The following is a 22,057-nucleotide window of genomic DNA, read 5'->3' on the forward strand; positions in this document are numbered from 1 at the left end:
GAATGGAGGGATGGTCGAGCAGCGTCATCCGTGGTCCCGCTACGTCGCCCTGGGCGACTCCTTCACCGAGGGGATCGGCGATCCCGAGCCCTCCAGCCCCGGCGGTCACCGCGGCTGGGCCGACCGCGTCGCGGAGGTGCTCGGCAGCCAGAACGACGACTTCGCCTACGCGAACCTGGCCGTGCGCGGGCGGCTGCTGCAGCAGATCGTCGACGAGCAGATCGAGCCGGCTCTCGCGCTGCGCCCGGACCTGATCACCATCTCCGCGGGCGGCAACGACGTCATCCGCCCCGGCACCGACCCGGACGACATCGCCCGCCGCTTCGAGGAGGGACTCGCCCGGCTGCGCTCGGACGGCGCGACGGTGGTGCTCTTCACCGGAGTCGACGTCAGCTTCTCCCCCGTCTTCGCGCGGATCCGCGGCAAGGTGGCCATCTTCAACGAGAACCTGCGCGCGCTCGCCGAGCGCTACGACTGCATCGTCGCCGACCAGTGGTCGCTGCAGGAGATCCAGGACGTGCGGATGTGGGCGCCGGATCGCCTGCACCTCAACCCGCACGGCCACCACGAGGTGGCGCGGATGGTGCTGAAGGCCCTCAACGTCGAGAACACCCTCCGCCCGTTCGCTCCGGAGCCGGCGCCGACGCCGACCTGGCGGGCCGCCCGCCGCGAGGACGCGAAGTGGGCCCGCGAGTACCTCGTCCCCTGGGTGCTGCGCCGAGTGCGCCACCAGTCCTCCGGCGACTTCGTCACCGCGAAGCGCCCCGACGCCGGCCCCTACCTGCAGCGCCCGCCCGAGTCGATCCCCGGCACCCCCGTCCCCGGCAACGCGACCCCGGAGGAGGTCGCCGCCGACATCGCGACGGCCGGCGTCCGCATCGTCGTCGACGACACCGACTCGTAGGCGGCCATGCTGGTCGAGCAGCCGCGCAGTGCCCCCTGCATGCTGGTCGAGCAGCCGCGCAAGGGCGTATCGAGACCCACCCTGCTGGACACGGCGGATCTCGATACGCCCTCTCCGAGGGCTACTCGATCAGCATGAGATGCCTGCTGGTCGAGGAGCCGCGCAGCGCCGCCCCTGCATGCTGGTCGAGTAGCCGCGGAGCGGCGTATCGAGACCCACCCTGCTGAGAACGGCGGATCTCGAGACGCCCTCTCCGAGGGCTACTCGATCAGCAAGAAAGCGGCGTTTCGAATCTCGCCTACCCGAACAGCTCGCCCGGGTTCGTCACACGCCAGCCGAACCCCGGGTCCTCGATCGCCCCGTCCGCGACGAGCGGCACCGGGTACGCCTGCCCGTTCACGTCGACGTTCACGGTCCCGACCTCCTGCCCGTCCGCGACGACCTCGACCGGATCGAGCGACACGCTGGTGGTGACGGTCGTCGCTCCCCAGACCAGGAGCGACTGCGCCTCGCTGCTCTCGGCCACCGCCGACTCGCCCCAGGCGCTGGTGTAGCTCCCGAAGTCCTGCCCCACCTCGGTGAGCGTCACCGTCCGGAAGCCCGCCTCGACCGTCGGGATCAACGTCAGCACGTCCGCCGCCAGCTGCGGGTGCGTCCGGGCACCGACCACGACGCCCACGAGCGTCACCGGGCGCCCCTCCACGGTGGTATCCAGCGAGAACAGCAGGCACGCGCCCGCCTCGTCCGTCGTCCCCGTCTTGATCCCGTCCACGCCGGCCTGCCCGAGGAGCTTGTTGGTGTTCTCCACCGTCCCCACTCCTGGGATCACCGCGGACGGCAGGGCGACGATCGGCGCGAGCACCGGGTCGCCGATCAGCAGCTCGCCGAGCACCACCATCTCGAGGGTCGTGCTGACGGTCGCCGGCGACAGCCCGCTGGTGTCCGCGACCACGGTGCCGGTGAGCGCGCGCTCGTCCAGCCAGGTGCGCGCGGCGGCGAGGTAACCCTCCTCCGAGCCGAAGGCCCAGACGGCGAGCGACTTCGCGTAGTTGTTGGCGGAGGGCAGCATCAGCACGGTCAGCGCCTCGCGCTCCGTGAGCTCCAGCCCCGCCGACACCGGAGCGACCGAGCCGTTCTCGGCGACCGAGTCTTTGTAGTAGCCGACGTCCGTGCTCGTGAACGCGATCGTCTCGCCGTCCGTCCCCTCCGCGATCGGCTTCGCCGACAGCACGACCAGCGCCGTCACCACCTTCGCGATGCTGCCGATCGGCAGCTGCCCGGTCGAGCCGTAGCTCGAGAGCATCCCGCCGTCCGCCGGCCCCTGCACGCCCACCGCCGAGATCGCCCCGGCCCCGTAGGACGGCCACGCGACCGCGGGCGCATCGATCACCGTCGACGGCGTCTCCTGGACGACGGCCGTCGCGACGGGCAGCTCGGCACCGGCCGCGTTCGCCGCATACGCGCCGCCGGCGCTGACGACCGCCGCCGCGAGGACGACGCCGATCACCGCGAGCGCTCGAGGACGCCGCCGCCGGGGCGCGACAGCTGCCGTCTCCGGGGTGACGCTGCCCACGACGTCGATCGGCGAGCGGTCGGGGCCGGTGGGAGAAGTCACCCGGTCATCGTAGGCGGACCCCCGCCGGACACCGCGGAGGCTGCGCGGGACGCCCGCTCTCGGCTCAGCGCCCGCGCGTCAGCGCCCAGAGCGCGACGGCGCTCGCCGAGGCCACGTTCAGCGAGTCGACCCCGTGCAGCATCGGGATGGTCACCACGGTGTCGGCCGCGTCCAGCGCCGCCCGGCTCAGCCCGTCGCCCTCCGCACCCAGCACGATCGCCACGCGCTCGGGCCGGTCGGCCGCGTACTCGTCCAGCGGCACCGCGTCCGGCGCGAGCGCCAGCGCGGCGACCGAGAACCCCGCGGCGAGCAGCTCGGTCCGCGCCGGCCCCCACTCCGGGATCCGCGTCCACGGCACCTGCAGCACCGTGCCCATGCTCACCCGCACGCTCCGCCGGTAGAGCGGATCCGCGCAGCGCGGGCTCACCAGCACCGCGTCCGCGCCCATGCCCGCCGCCGCGCGGAAGACGGCGCCGACATTGGTGTGGTCGACGAGGTCCTCGAGGATGACGACGAGCCGCGCGTCCTCGAGCAGCGACGCCATCGACGGCAGCTCCGGCCGCCGCATCGACGCGAGGGCGCCGCGGTGCAGGTGGAACCCGGTCAGCTCCTCGATCATCGCGTCCGGCCCGACGAACACCGGCACGTCCGGGAAGCGCTCGATCACCTCCGCCGCGTCCGGCAGCCGCTTCTCCTGCACCAGCACCGACTTCGGCACGTGCCCGGCGTCGAGCGCCCGGACGATCACCTTCGACGACTCCGCGATGTAGAGCCCGCCCTCGGGCTCGAGCACCCGGCGCAGCGCCACGTCCGTCAGGCGGTGGTAGTCGGCCAGGAGCGGGTGGTCGAGGTCCTCGATGTGCAGGATCGGCATCCCGGAACCCTAGGGCACGGCGCGGTCTAAACTGGCCGATGGAGTGCCCGCGTGCGCGGGTGTCCGAGGGAGGCGTGGATGGAGTCGGGTCCGACACCGATCGCCGACGGCCGCAGGGCCGAGGACGAGCAGAGCGACGAGCGGAACGCCGACGAGCAGGCCGAGCGGCAGCAGGCCGCGCAGGCCGATCTGCAGCGGGCCGACGACCAGCGCTCCGCCGCCCTCGACCGCACCGTCGAGCTCCTGGCCGGCCGCCGCATCGCCGCCGTCACCGGCGCGGGCGTGAGCACCGACTCCGGCATCCCCGACTACCGCGGCGCGGGAGCGCCCGTCCGCAGCCCGATGACCTACTCCCAGTTCGTCGCGGACCCCGACTACCGCCGCCGCTACTGGGCCGGCAGCCAGCTCGGCTGGCGCCGCTTCACCGCCACGCTGCCCAACGACGGCCACCGCGCCCTCGCCCGGCTCGAGGAGCGCGGCCTGCTCACCGGTGTCGTCACCCAGAACGTGGACGGCCTGCACGTGCGCGCCGGCTCGCAGCGCGTGGTCGACCTGCACGGCTCCGCCGACCGGGTCCGCTGCATGACCTGCGGCCAATACTTCGCCCGCGACGCGATCGCCGAGCGCATCGAGGCGCTGAACCCCTGGCTCGACGACCCCGACATCTCCTCGCTCAACCCCGACGGCGACGCCGAGGTGCACGACGTCTCGGCGATGACCGTCCCCGAGTGCACGGTCTGCGGCGGGATCCTCAAGCCCGACATCGTCTTCTTCGGCGAGTTCATCCCGACCGAGCGGTTCGAGGAGGCGCGCGCCATCGTCGCGGGCGCCGACGCGCTGCTCGTGGCCGGCTCGTCCCTCGTCGTCAACTCCGGCATCCGCTTCCTCGAGATCGCCCGGCGCGCGAAGATGCCGATCGTCATCGTCAACCGCGGCACCACCAAGGGCGACTCGCGGGCCGGCATCAAGATCGACGGCGGCACGAGCGAGGTCCTCCGCGCCCTCGCCGAGCGCCTCCCGTCGCGCTGACCCACCGCTCCCCCACCACCCGAGAGGCCCTCGTGACCCAGCTCACCCTCGTCCGGCACGGCCAGACCGACTGGAACGCCGCCCGCCGCATCCAGGGCGCGAGCGACATCCCGCTCAACGACACCGGCCGCTCGCAGGCCCGGGCCGCCGCCCGGCTGCTGCGCGAGCGCGACTGGGACGTCGTCGTCGCCAGCCCGCTCCAGCGCGCGCACGAGACCGGGGCGATCATCGCCCGCGGTCTCGGCCTGCCCGAGCCCGAGGTCGTCGAGGGCGTCGCCGAGCGCGCCTACGGCGAGGCGGAAGGCATGACCGGCGACGAGCTCCGCGAGCTCTTCCCCGGCGGCATCGAGGGCGCCCGCATCCCCGGCTGCGAGACCCGCGCCCAGGTCGTCGAGCGCGCCACGGCCGCCCTGCTCGAGATCGCCGAGCGCTTCCCGGAGCAGCGGGTGATCGTCGCGACGCACGGCGCCGTCATCGGCAGCCTGCTCCGCGCCCTCAGCGAGGACGAGCTGCCCGCCCAGGGCACCACGGTCGGCAACGGCTCGCGGCACGACTTCGCGATCGTCGACGGCGCCCTGCAGATCGTCGCGGTCGACGACTCCGGCGACGTCGTCGTCGTCGACGCCGATCTGCAGTCCGACCTGGACGACGTGCTCAGCCCGAGCGCACCTGCCTGACCCCGGGCTCGGTGAGGCTCAGCGCCCGACGCTCGTCAGCAGCTCCAGCAGCACCGTCGCGGAGTCGCGCCACGAGTACGCGGCCGCCCGCTTCCGCGCCTTCGCCGACAGCTCCCGCCAGCGCTCCGGGTCCTCGAGCGAGCGCACGCCCTCGGCGATGCCCTTCGCGCTCGAGGGATCCACGTAGACCGCCGCGTCGCCGCCGATCTCGCGGAAGATCGGGATGTCGCTGACGACGACCGGCGTGCCGAGCGCCATCGCCTCGACCAGCGGGATCCCGAAGCCCTCGTCCCGGCTCGCGGTCACCAGCGCCGTGGCGCGCGCGAGCGCCTCGCGGTAGGAGGCGTCGTCCGCCCCCTGGTGGAAGACCAGCTTCGCCGTCGGCGCGAGCGAGCGGAGGGTCTCCACCGTCTCGTCGCTCGCCCGGCTCATCAGGTGCAGCTCGTAGTCGGGCAGCAGCCGCATCGCCCGCGCCAGCGACTCCACGTTCTTGTACGGCATGAACGAGCCCATGTAGACGAGCGAGCGCGCGTCGGAGCGGTCGGGCAGCGCCGCCGCGAGGGCCGCGCTCGCCTCGTCCGGCGCCGTGGCCGCATTCGGCACCACGACGACCGGCCGGGTCGTCAGCCGGTGCGTGCGCAGCAGCCCGCGGGTCGTCTCGGACACCGTCACGATCGCGTCGGCGCGCTGCAGCAGGCGCCGCTGCGGCCACCACGCCAGGTGGTAGAGCCGCCAGAGCCCGCGCACCGGGAGCGGCAGGTCGCGCGGCGGCGTGCGGTGGCGGTAGTAGATCAGGTCGTGCACCGTCAGCACGAGCTTGTAGCGCCGGCCGAGCGAGCCCATCGTCTGCATCGGCGAGAACACCACGTCGGGCCGCAGCCGGTTGACCAGCAGCGCCACGAACGGCTCGAACGGCCCGGTCGGCGAGGTGACCTTCTCCCACGGCAGGTCCGGCAGCATCGTCCGCTGCCGGCGGTCGCTGATCAGCATCGTCACGTCGTGCAGCTTCGCCAGCTCGGCCACGATCTCCGCGGAGTAGCGGCTGATGCCGTCGTGGCGCTCGAGCCGGGTGTACCGGCAGTCGACGACGATCCTCATCGGTCGATCCCCTCGTCCAGGGCCGCGCGGAGGACGGCGGCCGCCTCGTCCGGCGTCTCGTAGTGGATGAGGTGCCCGACCCCGTCGATCACGTGCAGGCGGGCGTGCGGCAGCGCCTCGAGCAGGCGGTACTGCGCGGCGAGCGGGGTGATGTCGTCCTGCGCCGCGGCGATCAGCAGCGTCGGCACCGCGATCCGCGCGGCGTACTCGCTGACGTCGTGCGAGACCGAGGCGCGGAACGCCTCCAGCACCGTGTCGCGCGAGGCGAAGGCGCTGAAGTAGCGGTCGTGCTGGTCGTGCACGAAGCGGCGCAGCGGCCCGTCCTTGGTCTTCACCATCGCGAGGCTCATCACCCGCACGATCAGCGGATCGCCGAGCAGGCGCAGCCCGAGCGGGCGGGGCAGCACCGCGCCGAGGCGGTAGTAGAGCACCGCGAGCCGGGTCAGCACGCCACGGGGCCCGGCGAGGGCGGGCGCGGCGATCGGATTGACGAGCACGAGCAGCGGAGTCTCCAGCCCGCCCGCGACGGCCGCCGCGGAGACGATCGAGCCGAAGGAGTGCCCCAGCACGACCGCGCTCCCCCGCAGCCCGAGCGCGTCCAGGAACTCGCCGAGCCAGGCCGCGTAGCCCTCGACGTCGTGCGCGTGCGCCGTCATCGGCGGCGACGCGCCGAAGCCGGGCAGGTCGGGCGCGATCACGCGGGCGTCCGCGCCGCCCGCCAGCAGCCGCGCGATCACCGGCTCCAGCCCGTGGTGCTCGCCGCGGAATCCGTGCACCAGGACCAGCACGGTCCCGGCGTCGGGGTCGCCGTAGCTCCAGTAGGCGGTGGTGGCCCCGGCGACGGCGACGGCGCTCTCGCTGATGGCGAGTCGCCTGAGGTCGGCGGCGTAGGGGGAGGCTATGGTCATGACGGTCCCCATCGTAGGGAAAGCCCGTCGAACTTCCCGCCGCAACGCCTTGCGGGCCCTCGATCCGAGCCGCAAGCATGAAGGCGCGTTCGCACGCGACGCACCGCCCGTCCCCCGTCCTCCGCTCCGATCCCGGCGCGGCGCCGGTCATCCGCTCAGGCAGCAGCAGAAGGAGCACCGTGAGCTTCACGTCCCCGATCCAACTCCCCGGGCTCGCCCTCGATCCGCAGTGGTACCGCAGGGCCGTGTTCTACGAGGTCATGATCCGGTCGTACTACGACTCGAACGGAGACGGCGCCGGCGACATCAACGGCCTGGCGTCCAAGCTCGACTACCTTCAGTGGCTCGGCATCGACGCGCTCTGGCTGCCGCCCTTCTACATGTCGCCGCTGCGCGACGGCGGCTACGACGTCTCCGACTTCAAGGCGATCCTCCCCGAGTTCGGCACCATGGAGGACTTCCGCGAGCTGGTCCGCAAGGCCCACGAGCGCAACATGCGCATCGTGATGGACTTCCCGCTCAACCACACCAGCGACCAGCACGAGTGGTTCCAGCAGTCGCGCTCCGACCCCGAGGGTCCCTACGGCGACTTCTACGTCTGGAACGACACCGACGACAAGTACCCGGACATCCGGATCATCTTCGTCGACACCGAGGACTCGAACTGGGCCTTCGACGCCGAGCGCCGCCAGTTCTACTTCCACCGCTTCTTCTCGCACCAGCCCGACCTCAACTTCGAGAACCCGGCCGTGCACGAGGCGATCCACGACGTCGTCAAGTTCTGGCTCGACCTCGGCGTCGACGGCATCCGCCTGGACGCGATCCCCTACCTCTACGAGTCCGACGAGGGCAACGGCGAGGGCGAGCCGCCCACGCACGACTTCATCAAGAACCTGCGCACGATGGTCGACCGCGACTACCCCGGCCGCATCCTGATCGCCGAGGCGAACCAGTGGCCGCGCGAGGTCGCCGCGTTCTTCGGCACCGAGGAGGAGCCGGAGTGCCACATGGCCTTCGACTTCCCGGTCATGCCGCGCATCTTCTACTCCCTCCGCGCGCAGACCGCGAACGAGCTGAAGAAGGTGCTCTCCGAGACCTTCGACATCCCCTCCGGCGCCGCCTGGGGCGTCTTCCTCCGCAACCACGACGAGCTCACCCTCGAGATGGTCTCGGAGGAGTACCGCCAGGCGATGTACGGCTGGTACGCCTACGACCCGCGGATGCGCTCCAACATCGGCATCCGCCGCCGGCTGGCGCCGCTGCTCGACAACTCGCGCGCCGAGCTCGAGCTGATCAACGCCCTGCTCTTCTCGCTCGCCGGCAGCCCGTTCCTCTACTACGGGGACGAGATCGGCATGGGCGACAACATCTGGCTGAACGACCGCGACGCCTCGCGCACCCCGATGCAGTGGACCCCGGACCGCAACGCCGGCTTCTCGGCCGCCGACCCGGGCAAGCTCGTCCAGCCGATCGTGCAGTCGCTCGTCTACCACTACAACCAGGTCAATGTGGAGGCGCAGCTCGCCCAGTCGCGCTCGCTGCTGCACTGGATGCGGAACGTCCTGCACGTGCGCCGCGGCCACCCCGCCTTCGGCCTCGGCTCGATGCGCGTGCTCGAGACCGACCACGAGTCGGTGCTCGCCTTCGTCCGCGACTACGCCGGCTCCGGCACCGCTATGGGCGACCAGCCGGAGGAGGTGCTCTGCGTCTTCAGCTTCAACCACAACCCGGTCTCGGTGACGATCACCGACCCCGAGAACCCCGGCTCGACGCTGACCGACCTCTTCGGCGGCGGCCGCTTCCCCGGCTTCTCCGAGGACGGCGCGCTGACGATGACGCTCGGCACCCAGGGCTTCTTCTGGCTGCACGTCGCGAAGGCGGGCCAGACCCGCGAGGGACTCACCCGCTGATCCGGTCTTCGCCCGCTCGACCGGACAGCACGCCGCGGGGCCTCCCGACGATGTCGGAGGCCCCGCCTAGGCTGTCGGCGTGAGCACCACCGAGACGAACCAGGCACCGACGCTCTTCGACGAGAGCCTCCTCGACGAAGCCGGGTCCACCGGCGGGTCGGCAGGTTCGTCGGAGGCGCCGGCCGGCTCCGACGGCGCCCGCTGGTACGACCGTCTCGCCGTCTTCGACCTCGAGACCACCGGCATCGACGTCCGCACCAGCCGCATCGTCACCGCGCACGTCGGCGTGATCGACGCCGACGGCACCCCGGTCGAGGGCACCACCTGGCTCGCCGATCCCGGCGTCGAGATCCCGGCCGGCGCGAGCGCCGTGCACGGCATCAGCACCGAGCACGCCCGCGAGCACGGCCGCCCCGCCGGCGAGGTCGTGGCCGAGGTGTCGGAGGCGCTCCGCTCGCTCCTGGCCCGCGGCATCCCCGTCGTCATCTACAACGCCCCGTACGACCTCTCGCTGCTCGCCTTCGAGGCGCGCCGCTGGGGCGTCCCGGTGCTGATCGACCCGAGTCCCGTGATCGACCCGCTCGTGATCGACAAGGCCGTCGACCGCTACCGCAAGGGCAAGCGCACCCTCGTCCAGGCCGCGCTGCACTACGGCGTCCCGCTGACCGAGGCGCACGACGCCGGTGCCGACGCGATCGCCGCGGGCCGCGTCGCCCAGGCCCTCGGCCGCGCCTTCGCCGAGGAGCTCGGCGGCGGTGCCGAGGCGCTGCACGCCCTGCAGATCGACTGGTGCCGCACCCAGGCCGAGTCGTTCCAGGAGTACATGCGCCGCGTCCGCGACGAGAGCTTCGTCGCCGACGGCGCCTGGCCCGTCCGGCACTGAGTGTCCGGTACCGACCTCTCGGCACTGACGCTTCGGCTCAGGTGAGCGTGCGGCCCTCCGCGAGCAGCGCCACGTACTCCGCGATCCGCCGCTCCCGCGTCTCCGGCCGCTTCAACTGCGACAGCCGGAACAGGAACGCGAAGCGCTTCTGCCCGCCGACCGTCGCGAAGAAGGCGGCGGCCGCCGGATCCGCGGCCAGTGCCGCCGTGAAGTCGTCCGGCACCTCCGCGTCGCGCTGGCGGTAGGCGGCGTCCCAGCGTCCGTCCGCCCGCGCCCGCTCCACCTCGGCGAGTCCGGCCGGCAGCATCCGGCCCTCCTCGAGCAGCCGCGCCACGTGGTCGCGGTTCACCTTCGACCACGGGCTCGCCCGGCGCCGCGGTGTGAACGCCTGCAGCTTGAACTGCTCGTCGAACGCGCCCGCCTGCCCGTCGATCCAGCCGTGGCAGAGCGCGACGTCGAGCGCCTCCGCGTAGGTGATGCCCGGGTCGACGGCCGCCTTCTTCCGCAGCTTCAACCGCACACCGCCCGGGTCCGGCTCACCGCGGAGGTAGGCGTCCCACTCCTCGGGCGTCGTGAGCGGCAGGATCGGCTTGTCGGCGAAGGACACCATCCCCGGACGCTACCGCCTCCCGGTCCGCCGCGTCACGGGCCCGGAACCCGTGCTCCCGTCACGAGGACATGCGGCGGCCCCCGCGCGCAACCGCTCGACCATCGCCGCGCCCTGCGCTGGGATCGGAGGACAGCGGGACCACCCGAGTCCCCGGCAAGGAGCAGTCATGCCCACCATCCGCACGGTCACCGTCCTCGGCAGCGGAGTCCTCGGCTCCCAGATCGCGTTCCAGGCCGCCTTCCACGGCTTCGCCGTCACCAGCTACGACGTCACCGACGAGGTGCTCGAGACCGCCCGCGAGCGGTTCCGCGGTCTCGCGGGCGTCTACGAGTCGGCACAGGTCTCCGGAGGGATCCCCGGCGGCGCCGCCGCGGCCCTCGAGTCGCTGCGCCTCACCTCCGACCTCGCCGAGGCCGTCGCCGACGCCGACCTCGTGATCGAGGCCGTCCCCGAGGACCTCGCGCTCAAGCAGGAGCTCTACGGCCGCCTCGGCGCCCTCGCCCCCGAGCGGACCATCTTCGCGACCAACTCCTCGACGCTGCTCCCCAGCGATCTGAAGGAGTCGACCGGCCGTCCCGACCGCTTCCTCGCCCTGCACTACGCCAACCACGTCTGGGTGCAGAACACCGCCGAGATCATGGGCACGGCCGACACCGACCCGGCCGTCATCGATGCGGTCGTCGCCTTCGCCGTCGAGAGCGGACTCGAGCCGATCCGCCTGCAGAAGGAGAAGGCCGGCTACCTGCTCAACTCGCTGCTGGTGCCGCTCCTGAACGCCGCGAGCGGCCTCCTGATGGGCGGCTACGCCGACCCCGAGACCATCGACAAGACCTGGCGGATCGGCACCGGAGCCCCGCTCGGCCCCTTCCAGATCTTCGACGTCATCGGCCTCAACACCGCCTACCACGTCGCCGTCGCCGCCCCCGACGAGGCCTCCCAGGCCTTCGCCGCCCACCTCAAGACCGAGTACCTCGACCAGGGCAGGCTCGGCACCGCCACCGGCGAGGGCTTCTACCGCTACTGATCCGCCCCGGCGACCGACGTGCGGGCTACTCGATCAGCACGGAGCGGCCGGCCGCCCCCATTCAGCAGAGGAAGAGGACTCGCTCCGCGAGCTGAATCGCCACCCATGCTGGTCGAGTAGCCGCGAAGCGGCGTATCGAGACCCGCCGACCAGCGCGCGGGCGGCGGTGGATCTCGATACGCCCGCTGCGCGGCCTACTCGATCAGCATGAAGCGACCGCCGAGACGAGCGCGCTGCACATGCTGGTCGAGTAGCCGCGAAGCGGCGTATCGAGACCCGCCCACCCCGAGGACGTCGGCTTCTTCCCCGCCCTGCGCCGGCGCCGACGACGAAGGGCCCCCGACCGCGAGGTCGAGGGCCCTTCGGAGGCGGGAGGCCGGAGCCTACTTGCCGAAGTTCTTGTAGCGCGAGTTGAACTTCTCGACGCGGCCGGCCGAGTCCATGATGCGCTGCTTGCCCGTGTAGAACGGGTGCGAGGCGGACGAGATCTCGACGTCGATGACGGGGTACGTGACGCCGTCGAGCTCGATCGTCTTGCTGCTGGTCGCCGTCGAGCGGGTGAGGAAGGTCTCACCGGAGGCGAGGTCGCGGAACACGATGGCCTCGTACTTGGGGTGGATGTCGGTCTGCATGATCGTGTCCTGTCGCTTGTGGTCCTGAACCGCGCCTGTCGTCGACGGGTGCGGGTGGATGAGTGGCGGGCGCACCGCGAACGGGCCCGAACCAGCTACCGAGAATAGCAGACGGCCGCCGCCACGGGGAGGTGCGGCACGCGGTCGCGCGAGCCCGCGCTCAGCGGGCGCGGGCCGAGTAGCGCCCGTTCTCGTGCGTCAGCGCGATGTCGAGCCCGAAGGCGTCCGCGAGGGTCGCCTCGGTGAGCGCCTCGGCCAGCGGGCCGGCGGCGACGACGGCGCCGTCGCGCAGCAGCAGCGCGTGCGTGAACCCGGCCGGGATCTCCTCGACGTGGTGGGTCACCATCACGATCGCGGGCGAGGCCGGGTCCTGCGCGAAGCCGCCGAGCAGCTGCACGAGCTCCTCGCGGGCGCCGAGGTCGAGGCTGCCAGCCGGCTCGTCGAGCAGCAGCAGCTCGGGGTCGGTCATGATCGCGCGGGCGATCTGGACGCGCTTCTGCTCACCGTCGGAGAGCGTGCCGAAGGTGCGGTCGGCGAGGTGGTCGAGCTTCCACTCCACGAGGACGCGGCGCGCGCGGCGCTCGTCGATCTCGTCGTAGCCCTCGTTCCAGCGCCCCGTGACCGCGTACGCGGCGGTCATCACGACGTCGAGCACCGTCTCGCCCGCGGGCAGGCGGCGCGCCATCGCAGTCGACGCGTAGCCGATCCGGGGGCGCAGCTCGAAGACGTCGACGCGGCCGAGCGTCTCCTCGAGCAGGTGCGCCGAGCCGGTCGACGGGTAGTTCTGCGCCGCGGCGATCTGCAGGATCGAGGTCTTCCCGGCTCCGTTGGAGCCGAGGATCACCCAGCGCTCCTCCTCGGACACGGTCCAGTCGACGTGGTCGAGGATCCGCTTGCCGTTCCGGACGAAGGACACATCGACGAACGAGACAACGCTGGGCATGCGGACCAGTCTAAAGGGAGCGGGCGGCGGGCTCAGACGAGCGAGTCGTAGATCGCACGGGTGTCCCGGGCGATCTGCGTCCAGCTGAAGTCGCTCTGCGCGCGCAGGCGTCCGGCCTCGCCCATCCGCTTGGCGGCGGCCGGGTCGGCGACGACCTCGGCCATCGCGGCCGCGAGGTCCGCGACGTAGCGCTCCGGATCCACGGGAGTGCCCGTGCCGTCCGTCACCTGCTCGATCGGCACCAGGCGCCCGGTGACGCCGTCGACGACGACCTCCGGGATGCCGCCGGTCGCGGTCCCGACGACCGCGGCACCGCACGCCATCGCCTCGAGGTTCACGATGCCCAGCGGCTCGTAGATCGACGGGCAGACGAACGTGGTCGCGGCGGTCAGCACCGCGGAGAGCTGGTGGCGCGGCAGGTGGCGGTCGATCCAGACGACGCCGGTGCGCTCCTGCTGGAGCCCCCGGACGAGCGCGGTGACCTCGGCCATGATCTCGGGAGTGTCCGGGGCGCCGGCGCAGAGCACGAGCTGCACCTCCGGCGGCAGCATCGCGGCCGCACGCAGCAGGTAGGGCAGCCCCTTCTGCCGGGTGATCCGGCCGACGAAGACGACGGACGGACGCGACGGGTCGATGCCCAGCTCGGCGAGGACGGCCTCGTCCTCCACCGGGTGCCACGCGTCGAGGTCGATGCCGTTGTAGACGACGTGCACCTTCGCCGGGTCCAGAGCGGGGTACGAGCGGAGGATGTCGTTCCGCATCCCGCCGGAGACCGCGATCACGGCGTCGGCGCTCTCGTACGCCTCGCGCTCGATCCAGCTCGAGACGCGGTAGCCGCCGCCGAGCTGCTCGGCCTTCCACGGGCGCAACGGCTCGAGGCTGTGCGCCGAGACGACGTGCGGGATGCCGTGCAGCAGCTGCGCGAGGCGCCCGGCCGCGTTGGCGTACCAGGTGTGCGAGTGCACGAGATCGGCTCCGGCCGCGTCCTGGGCGATCTGGAGGTCGACGCCGAGGGTCTGCAGCGCGCCGTTGGCCTGCGCCAGCTCGGCCGGCACCGGATACGCGAACGCCCCCTCCTCGTCCCTCGGCGCGCCGAAGCAGCGCACCACGACCTCGATGTCGTGGCGGAGGGCCTTGGTGAGCTCGGCCACGTGCACGCCGGCGCCCCCGTATACCTCGGGCGGATATTCCTTGGTCAGCAGATCGACTCGCACACCCCGAACCGTAGTACAGCGCGATCCCCCGGCGACAGCCGCATCCGCGCGGGTTCGCGGACCTCCGCCAACCCCTACTGTGGAGCCATGCAGTCAAAGAAGATTTTCGGCATCGTCCTCGCGGGTGGCGAAGGCAAGCGGCTCATGCCGCTGACGGCGGACCGGGCCAAGCCCGCGGTGCCGTTCGGCGGGCAGTACCGTCTGATCGACTTCGCGCTGTCCAACCTGATCAACTCGGGCCTGACCCAGATCGTGGTGCTGACCCAGTACAAGTCGCACTCGCTCGACCGCCACGTCTCGCAGACCTGGACGCTGTCGGGGCTGCTCAACTCCTACGTCGCGTCCGTCCCGGCGCAGCAGCGGCTCGGCAAGCGCTGGTTCAGCGGCTCGGCCGACGCGATCCTGCAGAGCCTCAACCTGATCCGCGACGAGAAGCCCGACATCGTCGTCGTGGTCGGCGCGGACCACGTCTACCGCATGGACTTCTCGCAGATGATCGAGGCGCACATCAAGTCGGGCGCCAAGGCGACCGTCGCGGCGATCCGCCAGCCGATCGAGCTCGCCGACCAGTTCGGCGTCATCCAGCTCGCGGGCGACGAGGCCGGCGACGGCATCGTCCCGACCAAGATCGCCGAGTTCCTCGAGAAGCCCAAGGACGCGGTCGGCCTCGCCGACTCGCCGCACGAGGTCCTCGCCTCGATGGGCAACTACGTCTTCGACGCCGACGCGCTGATCGACGCGGTCATCCGCGACGGCGAGCTCTCCACCTCCGACCACGACATGGGCGGCGACATCATCCCCGACTTCGTCGCGCGCGGCGAGGCCGGCGTCTACGACCTCAAGCTCAACGAGGTCCCCGGGTCCACCGATCGCGACCGCTACTACTGGCGCGACGTGGGGACGATCGACTCGTTCTTCGAGGCGCACCAGGACCTCATCTCGGCGCTGCCCGTCTTCAACCTCTACAACCAGCAGTGGCCGATCTTCTCGTCGCAGCTCAACTCGCCGCCCGCGAAGATCGTGCGCGACGGCAAGGGCAACCTCGGCACCACCGTCGACTCGGTGGTCTCTCTGGGCACCGTCATCTCCGGTGCCCACATCGAGCGGAGCGTCGTCGGCCCCTGGGCGGTCATCGAATCGAACGCCACGGTCTCCGACTCGGTCGTCTTCGACAAGGTCCGGATCGGCCCGGACGCCGTGGTCGCCCGCGCTATCCTCGACAAGGACGTCGTCGTCGAGCCCGGCGCCCGTGTCGGCGTGGACCACGACCACGACCGCGAGCGCGGGTTCACCGTCACCGAGTCGGGCATCACCGTCGTCGGCAAGGGTGTCGTCGTCCGCCCGTAGCACCCCCGCGGGTCGAGAGCACTGCGCTTCCGCGCTGCTGGCTGTGCCGGCGCGCGGACCCGACCGATTGGCCCGTCCTTGAGTGAGCCGCCGCGCACACCCGCCCGCTTCCTGGTCGTCGTCGACGCCGACTCCACGCTGCTGCAGGACGAGGTGATCGAGCTGCTCGCCGCGCACGCGGGCTCCGAGGAGCGCGTCGCCGCGATCACCGAGCGCGCGATGCACGGCGAGATCGACTTCGGCGAGAGCCTGCGCGAGCGCGTCGCCACTCTGGCCGGCGTCCTCGACGACGTCTGCGCCGGAGTGAGCGGCCGCGTCCGGGTCACCCCGGGAGTGGAGGAGCTGATCGCCGGCATCCACGCCGCCGGTGGTCGGATCGGCGTCGTCTCGGGCGGCTTCCACGAGGTACTCGACCCGGTCGCCGGGGCGCTCGGCCTCGACTTCGTCCGCGCCAACCGGCTCGGCAGCCGCGACGGCCGCCTCACCGGCTCCGTCGAGGGCCCGGTCATCGACGCCGCCGCGAAAGCCGCCGCGCTGTGCGAGTGGGCGGCGGAGTCCGGCGTCCCGCTCCGGCGGGCGATCGCGGTCGGCGACGGCGCGAACGATCTCGAGATGATGCGGGTGGCCGGCCTCTCGGTCGCCTTCAACGCGAAGCCCGTCGTCCGCGAGCGCGCCGACCTCGTCGTCGACGGCCTCGACCTCAGCCAGCTGCTGCCGGTCCTCGGCCTGCGCGGCTGACACTCGGAGGGCGGCGCCTCAGCCGCCCGCGGTCGCGACCAGCGCCGTGGCGCCCAGGGCCAGCGCCCAGCTGACCAGCGAGCCGACCAGGAAGTACTCCGCCTTCGAGCCGCCCTCGCCGTCACGGGAGATCTCCGGGAAGCGCACGATGCCCTTCGCCGCGAAGACGGCGCCGGCCAGCCCGATCGCTCCGGCGAGGGTGAGCCCGGCCACGAGGAGCCGCTCGAGCGGCCCGATGGCGCGACCGCCGCGGAGATCCGGGACGCGCACCTCCTGGGGCGCCGGCCGGGCGAATCGATCCCGGAGCGAGAAGCGGCTGCGGGCGGCGACCGGCTGCGGCAGCTCGCGGTAGAGCGCGGCGCGCACGACGACGTTGGCGCTCTCGAGGAGGAAGAGCGCGGCGCCCCCGGCGAGCAGCGCCTGGGCGATCGGCGGCACCGGCCCGGAGCGCCCGAGCCCCGCGTAGGCGTCGACCAGGGGGCCGGCGGCGGGCCCGGCCGCACGATCCAGCACCGAGAGGACGAGGACCGCGACGACGAGGCCGACGGCGGGTCGGAGCCCACCGGGCGGCCGGGTGCCCGCCGCGGTCGTCGTGAGCAGCAGCCAGACTCCGGCGAGGACCGCGACGGTCGCGACCCCGAGCGGCGGCGCCCCGAGGCCGAGCACCGCCGACACCGCTGCGGCCGCCCAGAGCACGACGATCGCGCCGGCGGCGACGGGCCGTCGCAGGTGCGTCCGCGCGAGGTCGGCCACTCCGACGAGCGCGAGCAGCAGCGCGGTCAGCACGCGTCCGCCAGCAGCCGCGCGCCGGTGAGCAGGGCGCCGGCGCCCGCGCGCTTCAGCGCCTGCGACACCGCCGACTGCGTGATCGACTCCTGCTCGGCCAGGATCTTCTGCGGCAGCCCGCGCGCGGTGCCGAGCACGAGCCGCCGGTCGCGGTCGCTCATCTCGCCGACGAGAGCGTCGCGGGCGAGGAGGTAGGCGTTGACCGCGGCCTCCTGCGCGTCCGGGGCGTCCGAGGCGATGAACCAGCCCCGGGCGGTCGGCACGGCTCCGTCCTCGAGGGCGTGCGCCCGCTCGATGGCCGCTCGCGCGCGCCACCAGCCGGGCCCGTCCTGCAGGTCGCCGGCGACTCCGGAGCCGACCACCCGGACCTCGCCGCGGCCGAGACCGACCCGGCAGTCCACCCCGGGCGGCAGCGCCAGGCGCGCCTGGAGCGTCGCCCCGAGGGCCGCGGAGACGGAGGCGTAGACCGCCTGGAACTCGTCCCCGACCGTCGGGTGCAGCGGTTCGAGGGCCGGGACCGCCGCGTCGACCGCCGCGAAGCCGCGCTCGATCTCGCGCTGAACGGAGGACCGCGCGGTGATCTCCCGGGAGTCGACCAGGTCGAGCAGCACCGCGACGACGAGGGGTTCGGTCATCGCATAAGCCTACAGCTGATATCCGTCGGATATAAGCTCTCAGCTGATACGGTCAGTGACCCATCCCGAGGCCGCCGTCGACGGGGATGACGGCGCCGGAGATGTAGTCCGCCTCGTCGCTCGCCAGCCAGCGGGTGACCTTCGCGACCTCGGCGGCCGTGCCGTAGCGGGCCAGCGGGATGCTCTTGCGGTACTCCGCCTGCTGCTCCGCCGGGAGCTCCGCCGTCATGTCGGTCTCGATGAACCCGGGTGCCACGACGTTCGCCGTGATGTTGCGGGCGCCGAGCTCGCGGGTGAGCGACCGGGCGAAGCCGACCAGCGCTGCCTTGGACGAGGAGTAATTGATCTGACCCGGTCCGCCGTAGAGGCCGACGACGCTCGAGATCAGGACGATGCGGCCGAACCTCTGCTTCAGCATCGCCTTCGACGCCCGCTTGACGACCCGGAAGGCGCCGGTGAGGTTGGTGTCGACGACGGAGGTGAAGTCCTCCTCCGACATGCGCAGCAGCAGCATGTCGCGGGTGATGCCGGCGTTCGCGACGACGACCTCGACGGGGCCGAGCTCGGCCTCGATCTGCGAGAAGGCGGCGTCGATGGACGCGGAGTCGGTGACGTCGGCGACGACGGTGAAGGAGCCCTCGGGGCCCGAGCCGGAGCGGGCGGTGACCGCGACCCGGTGACCGGCCGCCACGAACTCCTCGGCGATGGCGTAGCCGATCCCCCGGTTGCCCCCCGTGACGAGAACGGTGCGCGGCGTGGTCATGGTGTCCCTCTCCGCCGGTGCGCGGGCGGCTCCGGACGACCCGTACATCTTAGAGGCGCTCGGCGCAACACATCCGCGGATAGGGCCGTCTCAGCCTTCGCTTGGCGCGCACGACGTAGTCTGGTCGGGCTGTGAAATCACGCGAATCGCTCACCTCCCTCCCGCCGTCGCCCAGTGCCGCGCGTCGCTCCCGCGCGATCAAGTACTCCATCGCCATGGGCATCAGGATGGTCTGCGTGATCTGCCTGATCTTCGCCCAGGGCTGGTGGCTGCTCTTCTTCGCGCTCGGCGCGATCGTGCTCCCCTACTTCGCCGTCGTGCTCGCCAACGTGGGCAGCGCCGGTGAGAGCGGCACGGTCGAGCGTCCCGGCGCGATCGTGCTGTCCCGGCCGGTGCCGCCGTACGTGCCGCCCACGGCGGACGACGCCGCTCCCTCCGCCGACGCGCCCGAGGGCGGCGACCCGAGCGAGGGACGACGGTGATCCCGCTCGGCGGCGTGCCCGATCAGCACGCCTGCTCGCGCGCCGGCTGCGCGCTGACCGCGACCTGGGCGATCGAGTGGCGGAACCCGCGCATCCACACCGCGGACCGCCGGAAGACCTGGCTCGCCTGCGGGGAGCACCTCGACTACCTGCGCGAGTTCCTCGCGGCCCGGGAGTTCCCGCTCGAAGTGAAGCCTCTGCTGACAGTGGACCGCGGAGCCGCTCTGTGAGCGCGACGGCGACGCGGCCGACCTGGCGCTTCGCCTTCTCGCGCCGCTGGTTGAGCTACCTGGCCCTCACGATCGTCTTCGCCGTCGCCTGCGTGCTGCTCTCGCGCTGGCAGGTCGTGCGGCTCGACGAGGCGGCGAGCACCAACCGGCTCGTCACCGCCAACTGGAACGCCGACCCCGTCGCGCTCGACGGGCTGCTCCCCGAGGGAGCGAGCTGGGACGACGCGCTCGAGTACCGGCCCGTCGAGGTCAGCGGCGTCTACGAGACCGACGGCGAGACGCTCGTCCGCAACCGCCCGTACAACGGCAATCCCGGCTTCGAGATCCTCACCCCGCTGCGCCTCGCGGACGGCAGCGTCTTCGTCGTCGATCGCGGCTGGGTCCCGGTCGGCTCCACCCAGGACTCCCCCGACGTCGTCCCGGCCCCGCCCGAGGGCGAGGTCACGGTCACGGCCCGGCTCAAGCCCGGCGAGGGCCGCATCGAGGGCCGCGGCGCGCCCGCCGGCCAGATCGCCACGATCCAGCTCGACGACCTCTCCGCCCAGCTCGACGAGCCGCTGCGCACCGCCGGCTACGGGCTGCTGGTCCAGGAGGATCCGGCTCCGATCGAGGAGCGTCCGCTCGCCGCGATCAAGCCGGTCGCCGACGAGGGCCTGCACATCAGCTACGCGATCCAGTGGGTGCTCTTCGCGATCATGGGCTTCGGCGGCCTCGCCTGGGCGATCCGGCACGAGTACCGGATCCGCAACGCGGACGACCCCGAGGTCATCGCCGCCGAGGAGCGCCGCGAGCAGCGCCGCCTCCGCCGCGGCCGCACCGACGCCGAGATCGAGGACGAACTGCTCGACGCCCGCTGACGGAGCGGAATCCACTGGGAGGACACGCCCGCACACATGCTGGTCGAGTAGCCCCGCAGGGGCGTATCGAGACCCGCCGTCGTCCAAAGAGCAGGTCTGCAGACTCGAGCTCTGATGCCGGTGGATCTCGATACGCCCGCTCCGCGGGCTACTCGATCAGCATGAGCCGCATGCTCGCCGAGTAGCCGCGGCACGCGGCGTATCGAGACCCACGGCGCCGGAACTCGGGGATCCTTGGACGCCGAAGATCAGGCCAGCATGATCAGGTCGAGGTAGTCCGCGGTCCAGTGGTCCTCGGTGCCCTCGGGCATGATCAGCACGCGCTCGGGGTTGAGCGCCTCGACGGCCCCCTCGTCGTGGCTGACCAGGACGACCGCGCCCTCGTAGTGCGCGAGCGCGTCGAGGATCTCCTCGCGGCTGGCCGGGTCGAGGTTGTTGGTGGGCTCGTCGAGCAGCAGCACGTTGGCACCCGAGACGACGATCATCGCCAGGGCGAGGCGGGTCTTCTCGCCGCCGGAGAGGACTCCGGCCGGCTTGTGCGAGTCGTCGCCGGTGAAGAGGAACGAGCCCAGCACGCGGCGGGCCTCGGTCTCGGTGAGGTTCGGGCTCGAGGAGACCATGTTCTCCAGCACCGAGCGCTTGACGTCGATCGTCTCGTGCTCCTGGGCGTAGTAGCCGATGCGCAGGCCGTGGCCGGCTTCGATCACGCCGGTGTCGGGCGCGTCCACACCGCCCAGGATGCGCAGCAGCGTCGTCTTCCCCGCACCGTTCAGCCCGAGGATGACGACCTTCGAGCCGCGGTCGATCGCGAGGTCGACGGAGGTGAAGATCTCGAGCGAGCCGTAGCTCTTCGAGAGGTTCTGCGCCTGCAGTGGGGTGCGGCCGCAGGCGGACGGGGTCGGGAAGCGGAGCTTCGCGACACGGTCCACGGCGCGGACCTCCTCGAGGCCGCTGAGCATCCGCTCGGCGCGCGCGACCATCTGGTGCGCGGCCGCGGCCTTCGAGGCCTTCGCGCCGAAGCGCGCGGCCTGCAGCTGCAGGGCCCCGGCCTTCTTCTCGACGTTGACGCGCTCCTTCTTGCGGCGCTCCTCGTCGGCCGCGCGCTGGCGGAGGTAGTTCTTCCAGTTCATGTTGTAGACGTCGATGACCTGGCGGTTGGCGTCGAGGTAGAAGACGCGGTTCACGGTCTCGCCGACCAGCTCGATGTCGTGGCTGATCACGATGAAGCCGCCGCGGTAGTTCTTCAGGAACTCGCGGAGCCAGACCACGGAGTCGGCGTCGAGGTGGTTGGTCGGCTCGTCGAGGATGAGCGTCTGCGCGTCGGAGAAGAGGATGCGTGCGAGCTCGATGCGGCGGCGCTGACCACCCGAGAGCGTCTTCAGCGGCTGGTCGAGGATCCGATCCGGCAGGTTCAGGTTGCTCGCGATGGACGCCGCCTCCGCCTCGGCCGCGTAGCCGCCGAGCGAGAGGAAGCGGTCGGTCAGGTTGCCGTACTTCTTCATCCCGGCCTCGCTGACGGCCGTGTCGCTGCTCGACATCGCGACGGTGGCCTCCTGCATGCCCAGCACCAGCTGGCCGAGGCCGCGGGCGTCGAGGATGCGCGTGCGCGCCAGCTCCTCGGGGTCGCCGGAGCGCGGGTCCTGCGGCAGGTAGCCGATCTCGCCGCCGCGGTCGACCGACCCCTTCGCGGCGATGAGGTCGCCGGCGAGGACCTTGGTCAGCGTCGTCTTGCCCGCGCCGTTGCGGCCGACGAGGCCGACCTTGTCGCCGTCGCCGACTCTGAAGGACACGTTCTCCATCAGGAGTCGGGCGCCGACTCGGAGTTCGAGGTCGTGCACGCTGAGCACTGTGCAGTCCGTTCCCGCCAAGAAATGGCGTTCGGTTCGGGAGGTGTGGGG

General features: G+C 72.0%; 23 protein-coding genes. 11 read left to right on the plus strand and 12 right to left on the minus strand.

Features of this window, described 5'->3' with window-relative positions; translation table 11 throughout:
* Nucleotides 1-10 precede the first annotated feature (10 nt).
* Nucleotides 11-904 (plus strand): SGNH/GDSL hydrolase family protein, encoded by an 894-nt coding sequence (locus C1I64_RS07890; protein ID WP_127886852.1) that lies wholly within the window; start codon nt 11-13, stop codon nt 902-904.
* 298 nt (nt 905-1,202) lie between these two features.
* On the opposite strand, the gene C1I64_RS07895 is transcribed toward C1I64_RS07890, so the two are convergent.
* Together C1I64_RS07895 and C1I64_RS07900 are read right to left on the minus strand one after the other, a co-directional pair.
* Nucleotides 1,203-2,519: a D-alanyl-D-alanine carboxypeptidase family protein gene (locus C1I64_RS07895; protein ID WP_127886853.1), complete on the minus strand. Its 1,317-nt coding sequence runs from the start codon at nt 2,517-2,519 to the stop codon at nt 1,203-1,205.
* Nucleotides 2,520-2,583: 64 nt separating this feature from the next.
* Nucleotides 2,584-3,393, minus strand: coding sequence for a TrmH family RNA methyltransferase (locus C1I64_RS07900; RefSeq protein WP_127886854.1), 810 nt, complete (start codon nt 3,391-3,393; stop codon nt 2,584-2,586).
* 78 nt (nt 3,394-3,471) lie between these two features.
* On the opposite strand from C1I64_RS07900, the gene C1I64_RS07905 reads away from it, so the two are divergent.
* Nucleotides 3,472-4,422: a Sir2 family NAD-dependent protein deacetylase gene (locus C1I64_RS07905; RefSeq protein ID WP_127886855.1), complete on the plus strand. Its 951-nt coding sequence runs from the start codon at nt 3,472-3,474 to the stop codon at nt 4,420-4,422.
* A 32-nt stretch (nt 4,423-4,454) separates the two neighbouring features.
* Nucleotides 4,455-5,099 (plus strand): histidine phosphatase family protein, encoded by a 645-nt coding sequence (locus tag C1I64_RS07910; RefSeq protein WP_164874486.1) that lies wholly within the window; start codon nt 4,455-4,457, stop codon nt 5,097-5,099.
* A gap of 18 nt (nt 5,100-5,117) precedes the next feature.
* Here C1I64_RS07910 and C1I64_RS07915 read toward each other — a convergent pair whose 3' ends face one another.
* Nucleotides 5,118-6,197: a glycosyltransferase family 4 protein gene (locus C1I64_RS07915; protein WP_127886857.1), complete on the minus strand. Its 1,080-nt coding sequence runs from the start codon at nt 6,195-6,197 to the stop codon at nt 5,118-5,120.
* Nucleotides 6,194-7,105, minus strand: coding sequence for an alpha/beta fold hydrolase (locus C1I64_RS07920; protein ID WP_127886858.1), 912 nt, complete (start codon nt 7,103-7,105; stop codon nt 6,194-6,196). Before C1I64_RS07920 ends, C1I64_RS07915 begins: the two co-directional genes overlap by 4 nt.
* Nucleotides 7,106-7,284: 179 nt before the next feature.
* Between C1I64_RS07920 and treS the strand changes: the two genes are divergently transcribed.
* Complete coding sequence (gene treS / locus C1I64_RS07925; protein ID WP_123733104.1) at nt 7,285-9,015, plus strand: maltose alpha-D-glucosyltransferase; 1,731 nt, start codon at nt 7,285-7,287, stop codon at nt 9,013-9,015.
* A gap of 79 nt (nt 9,016-9,094) precedes the next feature.
* Nucleotides 9,095-9,898, plus strand: coding sequence for a 3'-5' exonuclease (locus C1I64_RS07930; protein ID WP_127886859.1), 804 nt, complete (start codon nt 9,095-9,097; stop codon nt 9,896-9,898).
* 37 nt (nt 9,899-9,935) lie between these two features.
* On the opposite strand, the gene C1I64_RS07935 is transcribed toward C1I64_RS07930, so the two are convergent.
* Nucleotides 9,936-10,508, minus strand: a complete 573-nt coding sequence (locus C1I64_RS07935; RefSeq protein WP_123704275.1) for a YdeI/OmpD-associated family protein — start codon at nt 10,506-10,508, stop codon at nt 9,936-9,938.
* Between the two features lie 166 nt (nt 10,509-10,674).
* Here C1I64_RS07935 and C1I64_RS07940 point away from each other — a divergent pair, with 166 nt between their 5' ends.
* On the plus strand, nt 10,675-11,532 hold the full coding sequence (locus C1I64_RS07940) for a 3-hydroxyacyl-CoA dehydrogenase (RefSeq protein WP_127886860.1): 858 nt from the start codon (nt 10,675-10,677) through the stop codon (nt 11,530-11,532).
* Between the two features lie 383 nt (nt 11,533-11,915).
* Here the strand turns inward: C1I64_RS07940 and C1I64_RS07945 are convergent, their stop codons facing one another.
* The 3 genes from C1I64_RS07945 to glgA form a co-directional block, all read right to left on the minus strand.
* Nucleotides 11,916-12,164, minus strand: a complete 249-nt coding sequence (locus C1I64_RS07945; protein ID WP_123446296.1) for a type B 50S ribosomal protein L31 — start codon at nt 12,162-12,164, stop codon at nt 11,916-11,918.
* Between the two features lie 160 nt (nt 12,165-12,324).
* Nucleotides 12,325-13,107 carry an ABC transporter ATP-binding protein gene (locus C1I64_RS07950; protein ID WP_123446295.1) on the minus strand — a complete coding sequence of 261 codons (783 nt, stop codon included), beginning with the start codon at nt 13,105-13,107 and terminating at the stop codon, nt 12,325-12,327.
* 32 nt (nt 13,108-13,139) lie between these two features.
* The gene (gene glgA / locus C1I64_RS07955; protein ID WP_123733099.1) at nt 13,140-14,321 is read right to left on the minus strand and encodes a glycogen synthase; all 1,182 of its coding nucleotides are present in this window, start codon (nt 14,319-14,321) and stop codon (nt 13,140-13,142) included.
* Nucleotides 14,322-14,408: 87 nt separating this feature from the next.
* Here glgA and C1I64_RS07960 point away from each other — a divergent pair, with 87 nt between their 5' ends.
* Together C1I64_RS07960 and serB are read left to right on the plus strand one after the other, a co-directional pair.
* Nucleotides 14,409-15,668 (plus strand): glucose-1-phosphate adenylyltransferase, encoded by a 1,260-nt coding sequence (locus C1I64_RS07960; protein ID WP_123446293.1) that lies wholly within the window; start codon nt 14,409-14,411, stop codon nt 15,666-15,668.
* Nucleotides 15,669-15,746: 78 nt separating this feature from the next.
* Nucleotides 15,747-16,406 (plus strand): phosphoserine phosphatase SerB, encoded by a 660-nt coding sequence (gene serB / locus C1I64_RS07965; protein ID WP_127886861.1) that lies wholly within the window; start codon nt 15,747-15,749, stop codon nt 16,404-16,406.
* An 18-nt stretch (nt 16,407-16,424) separates the two neighbouring features.
* Here the strand turns inward: serB and C1I64_RS07970 are convergent, their stop codons facing one another.
* From C1I64_RS07970 to C1I64_RS07980, 3 genes are read right to left on the minus strand one after another with little or no spacing between them, the layout of a single operon-like run.
* A complete protein-coding gene (locus C1I64_RS07970; protein ID WP_127886862.1) occupies nt 16,425-17,192 on the minus strand; it encodes a hypothetical protein in 768 nt (255 codons plus the stop codon).
* Nucleotides 17,186-17,827, minus strand: coding sequence for a SatD family protein (locus C1I64_RS07975; protein WP_127886863.1), 642 nt, complete (start codon nt 17,825-17,827; stop codon nt 17,186-17,188). The genes C1I64_RS07970 and C1I64_RS07975 overlap by 7 nt, the downstream gene beginning before the upstream one ends.
* A 52-nt stretch (nt 17,828-17,879) precedes the next feature.
* The gene (locus C1I64_RS07980; RefSeq protein ID WP_127886864.1) at nt 17,880-18,590 is read right to left on the minus strand and encodes a beta-ketoacyl-ACP reductase; all 711 of its coding nucleotides are present in this window, start codon (nt 18,588-18,590) and stop codon (nt 17,880-17,882) included.
* 131 nt (nt 18,591-18,721) lie between these two features.
* Between C1I64_RS07980 and C1I64_RS07985 the strand changes: the two genes are divergently transcribed.
* The 3 genes from C1I64_RS07985 to C1I64_RS07995 are packed head-to-tail and all read left to right on the plus strand — an operon-like array spanning nt 18,722 to nt 20,159.
* Entirely contained in the window at nt 18,722-19,072 is a 351-nt protein-coding gene (locus tag C1I64_RS07985; RefSeq protein ID WP_127886865.1) for a DUF3099 domain-containing protein, read from the plus strand.
* Entirely contained in the window at nt 19,069-19,302 is a 234-nt protein-coding gene (locus C1I64_RS07990; protein WP_243582970.1) for a hypothetical protein, read from the plus strand. The genes C1I64_RS07985 and C1I64_RS07990 overlap by 4 nt, the downstream gene beginning before the upstream one ends.
* Nucleotides 19,299-20,159, plus strand: coding sequence for an SURF1 family cytochrome oxidase biogenesis protein (locus C1I64_RS07995; RefSeq protein WP_244209425.1), 861 nt, complete (start codon nt 19,299-19,301; stop codon nt 20,157-20,159). Before C1I64_RS07990 ends, C1I64_RS07995 begins: the two co-directional genes overlap by 4 nt.
* Before the next feature lie 248 nt (nt 20,160-20,407).
* Here the strand turns inward: C1I64_RS07995 and C1I64_RS08000 are convergent, their stop codons facing one another.
* Nucleotides 20,408-22,006, minus strand: coding sequence for an ABC-F family ATP-binding cassette domain-containing protein (locus C1I64_RS08000; protein ID WP_123733093.1), 1,599 nt, complete (start codon nt 22,004-22,006; stop codon nt 20,408-20,410).
* Nucleotides 22,007-22,057 lie beyond the last annotated feature (51 nt).

It is taken from the genome of Rathayibacter festucae DSM 15932, from assembly GCF_004011135.1.
Taxonomy (GTDB): Bacteria; Actinomycetota; Actinomycetes; order Actinomycetales; family Microbacteriaceae; genus Rathayibacter; species Rathayibacter festucae.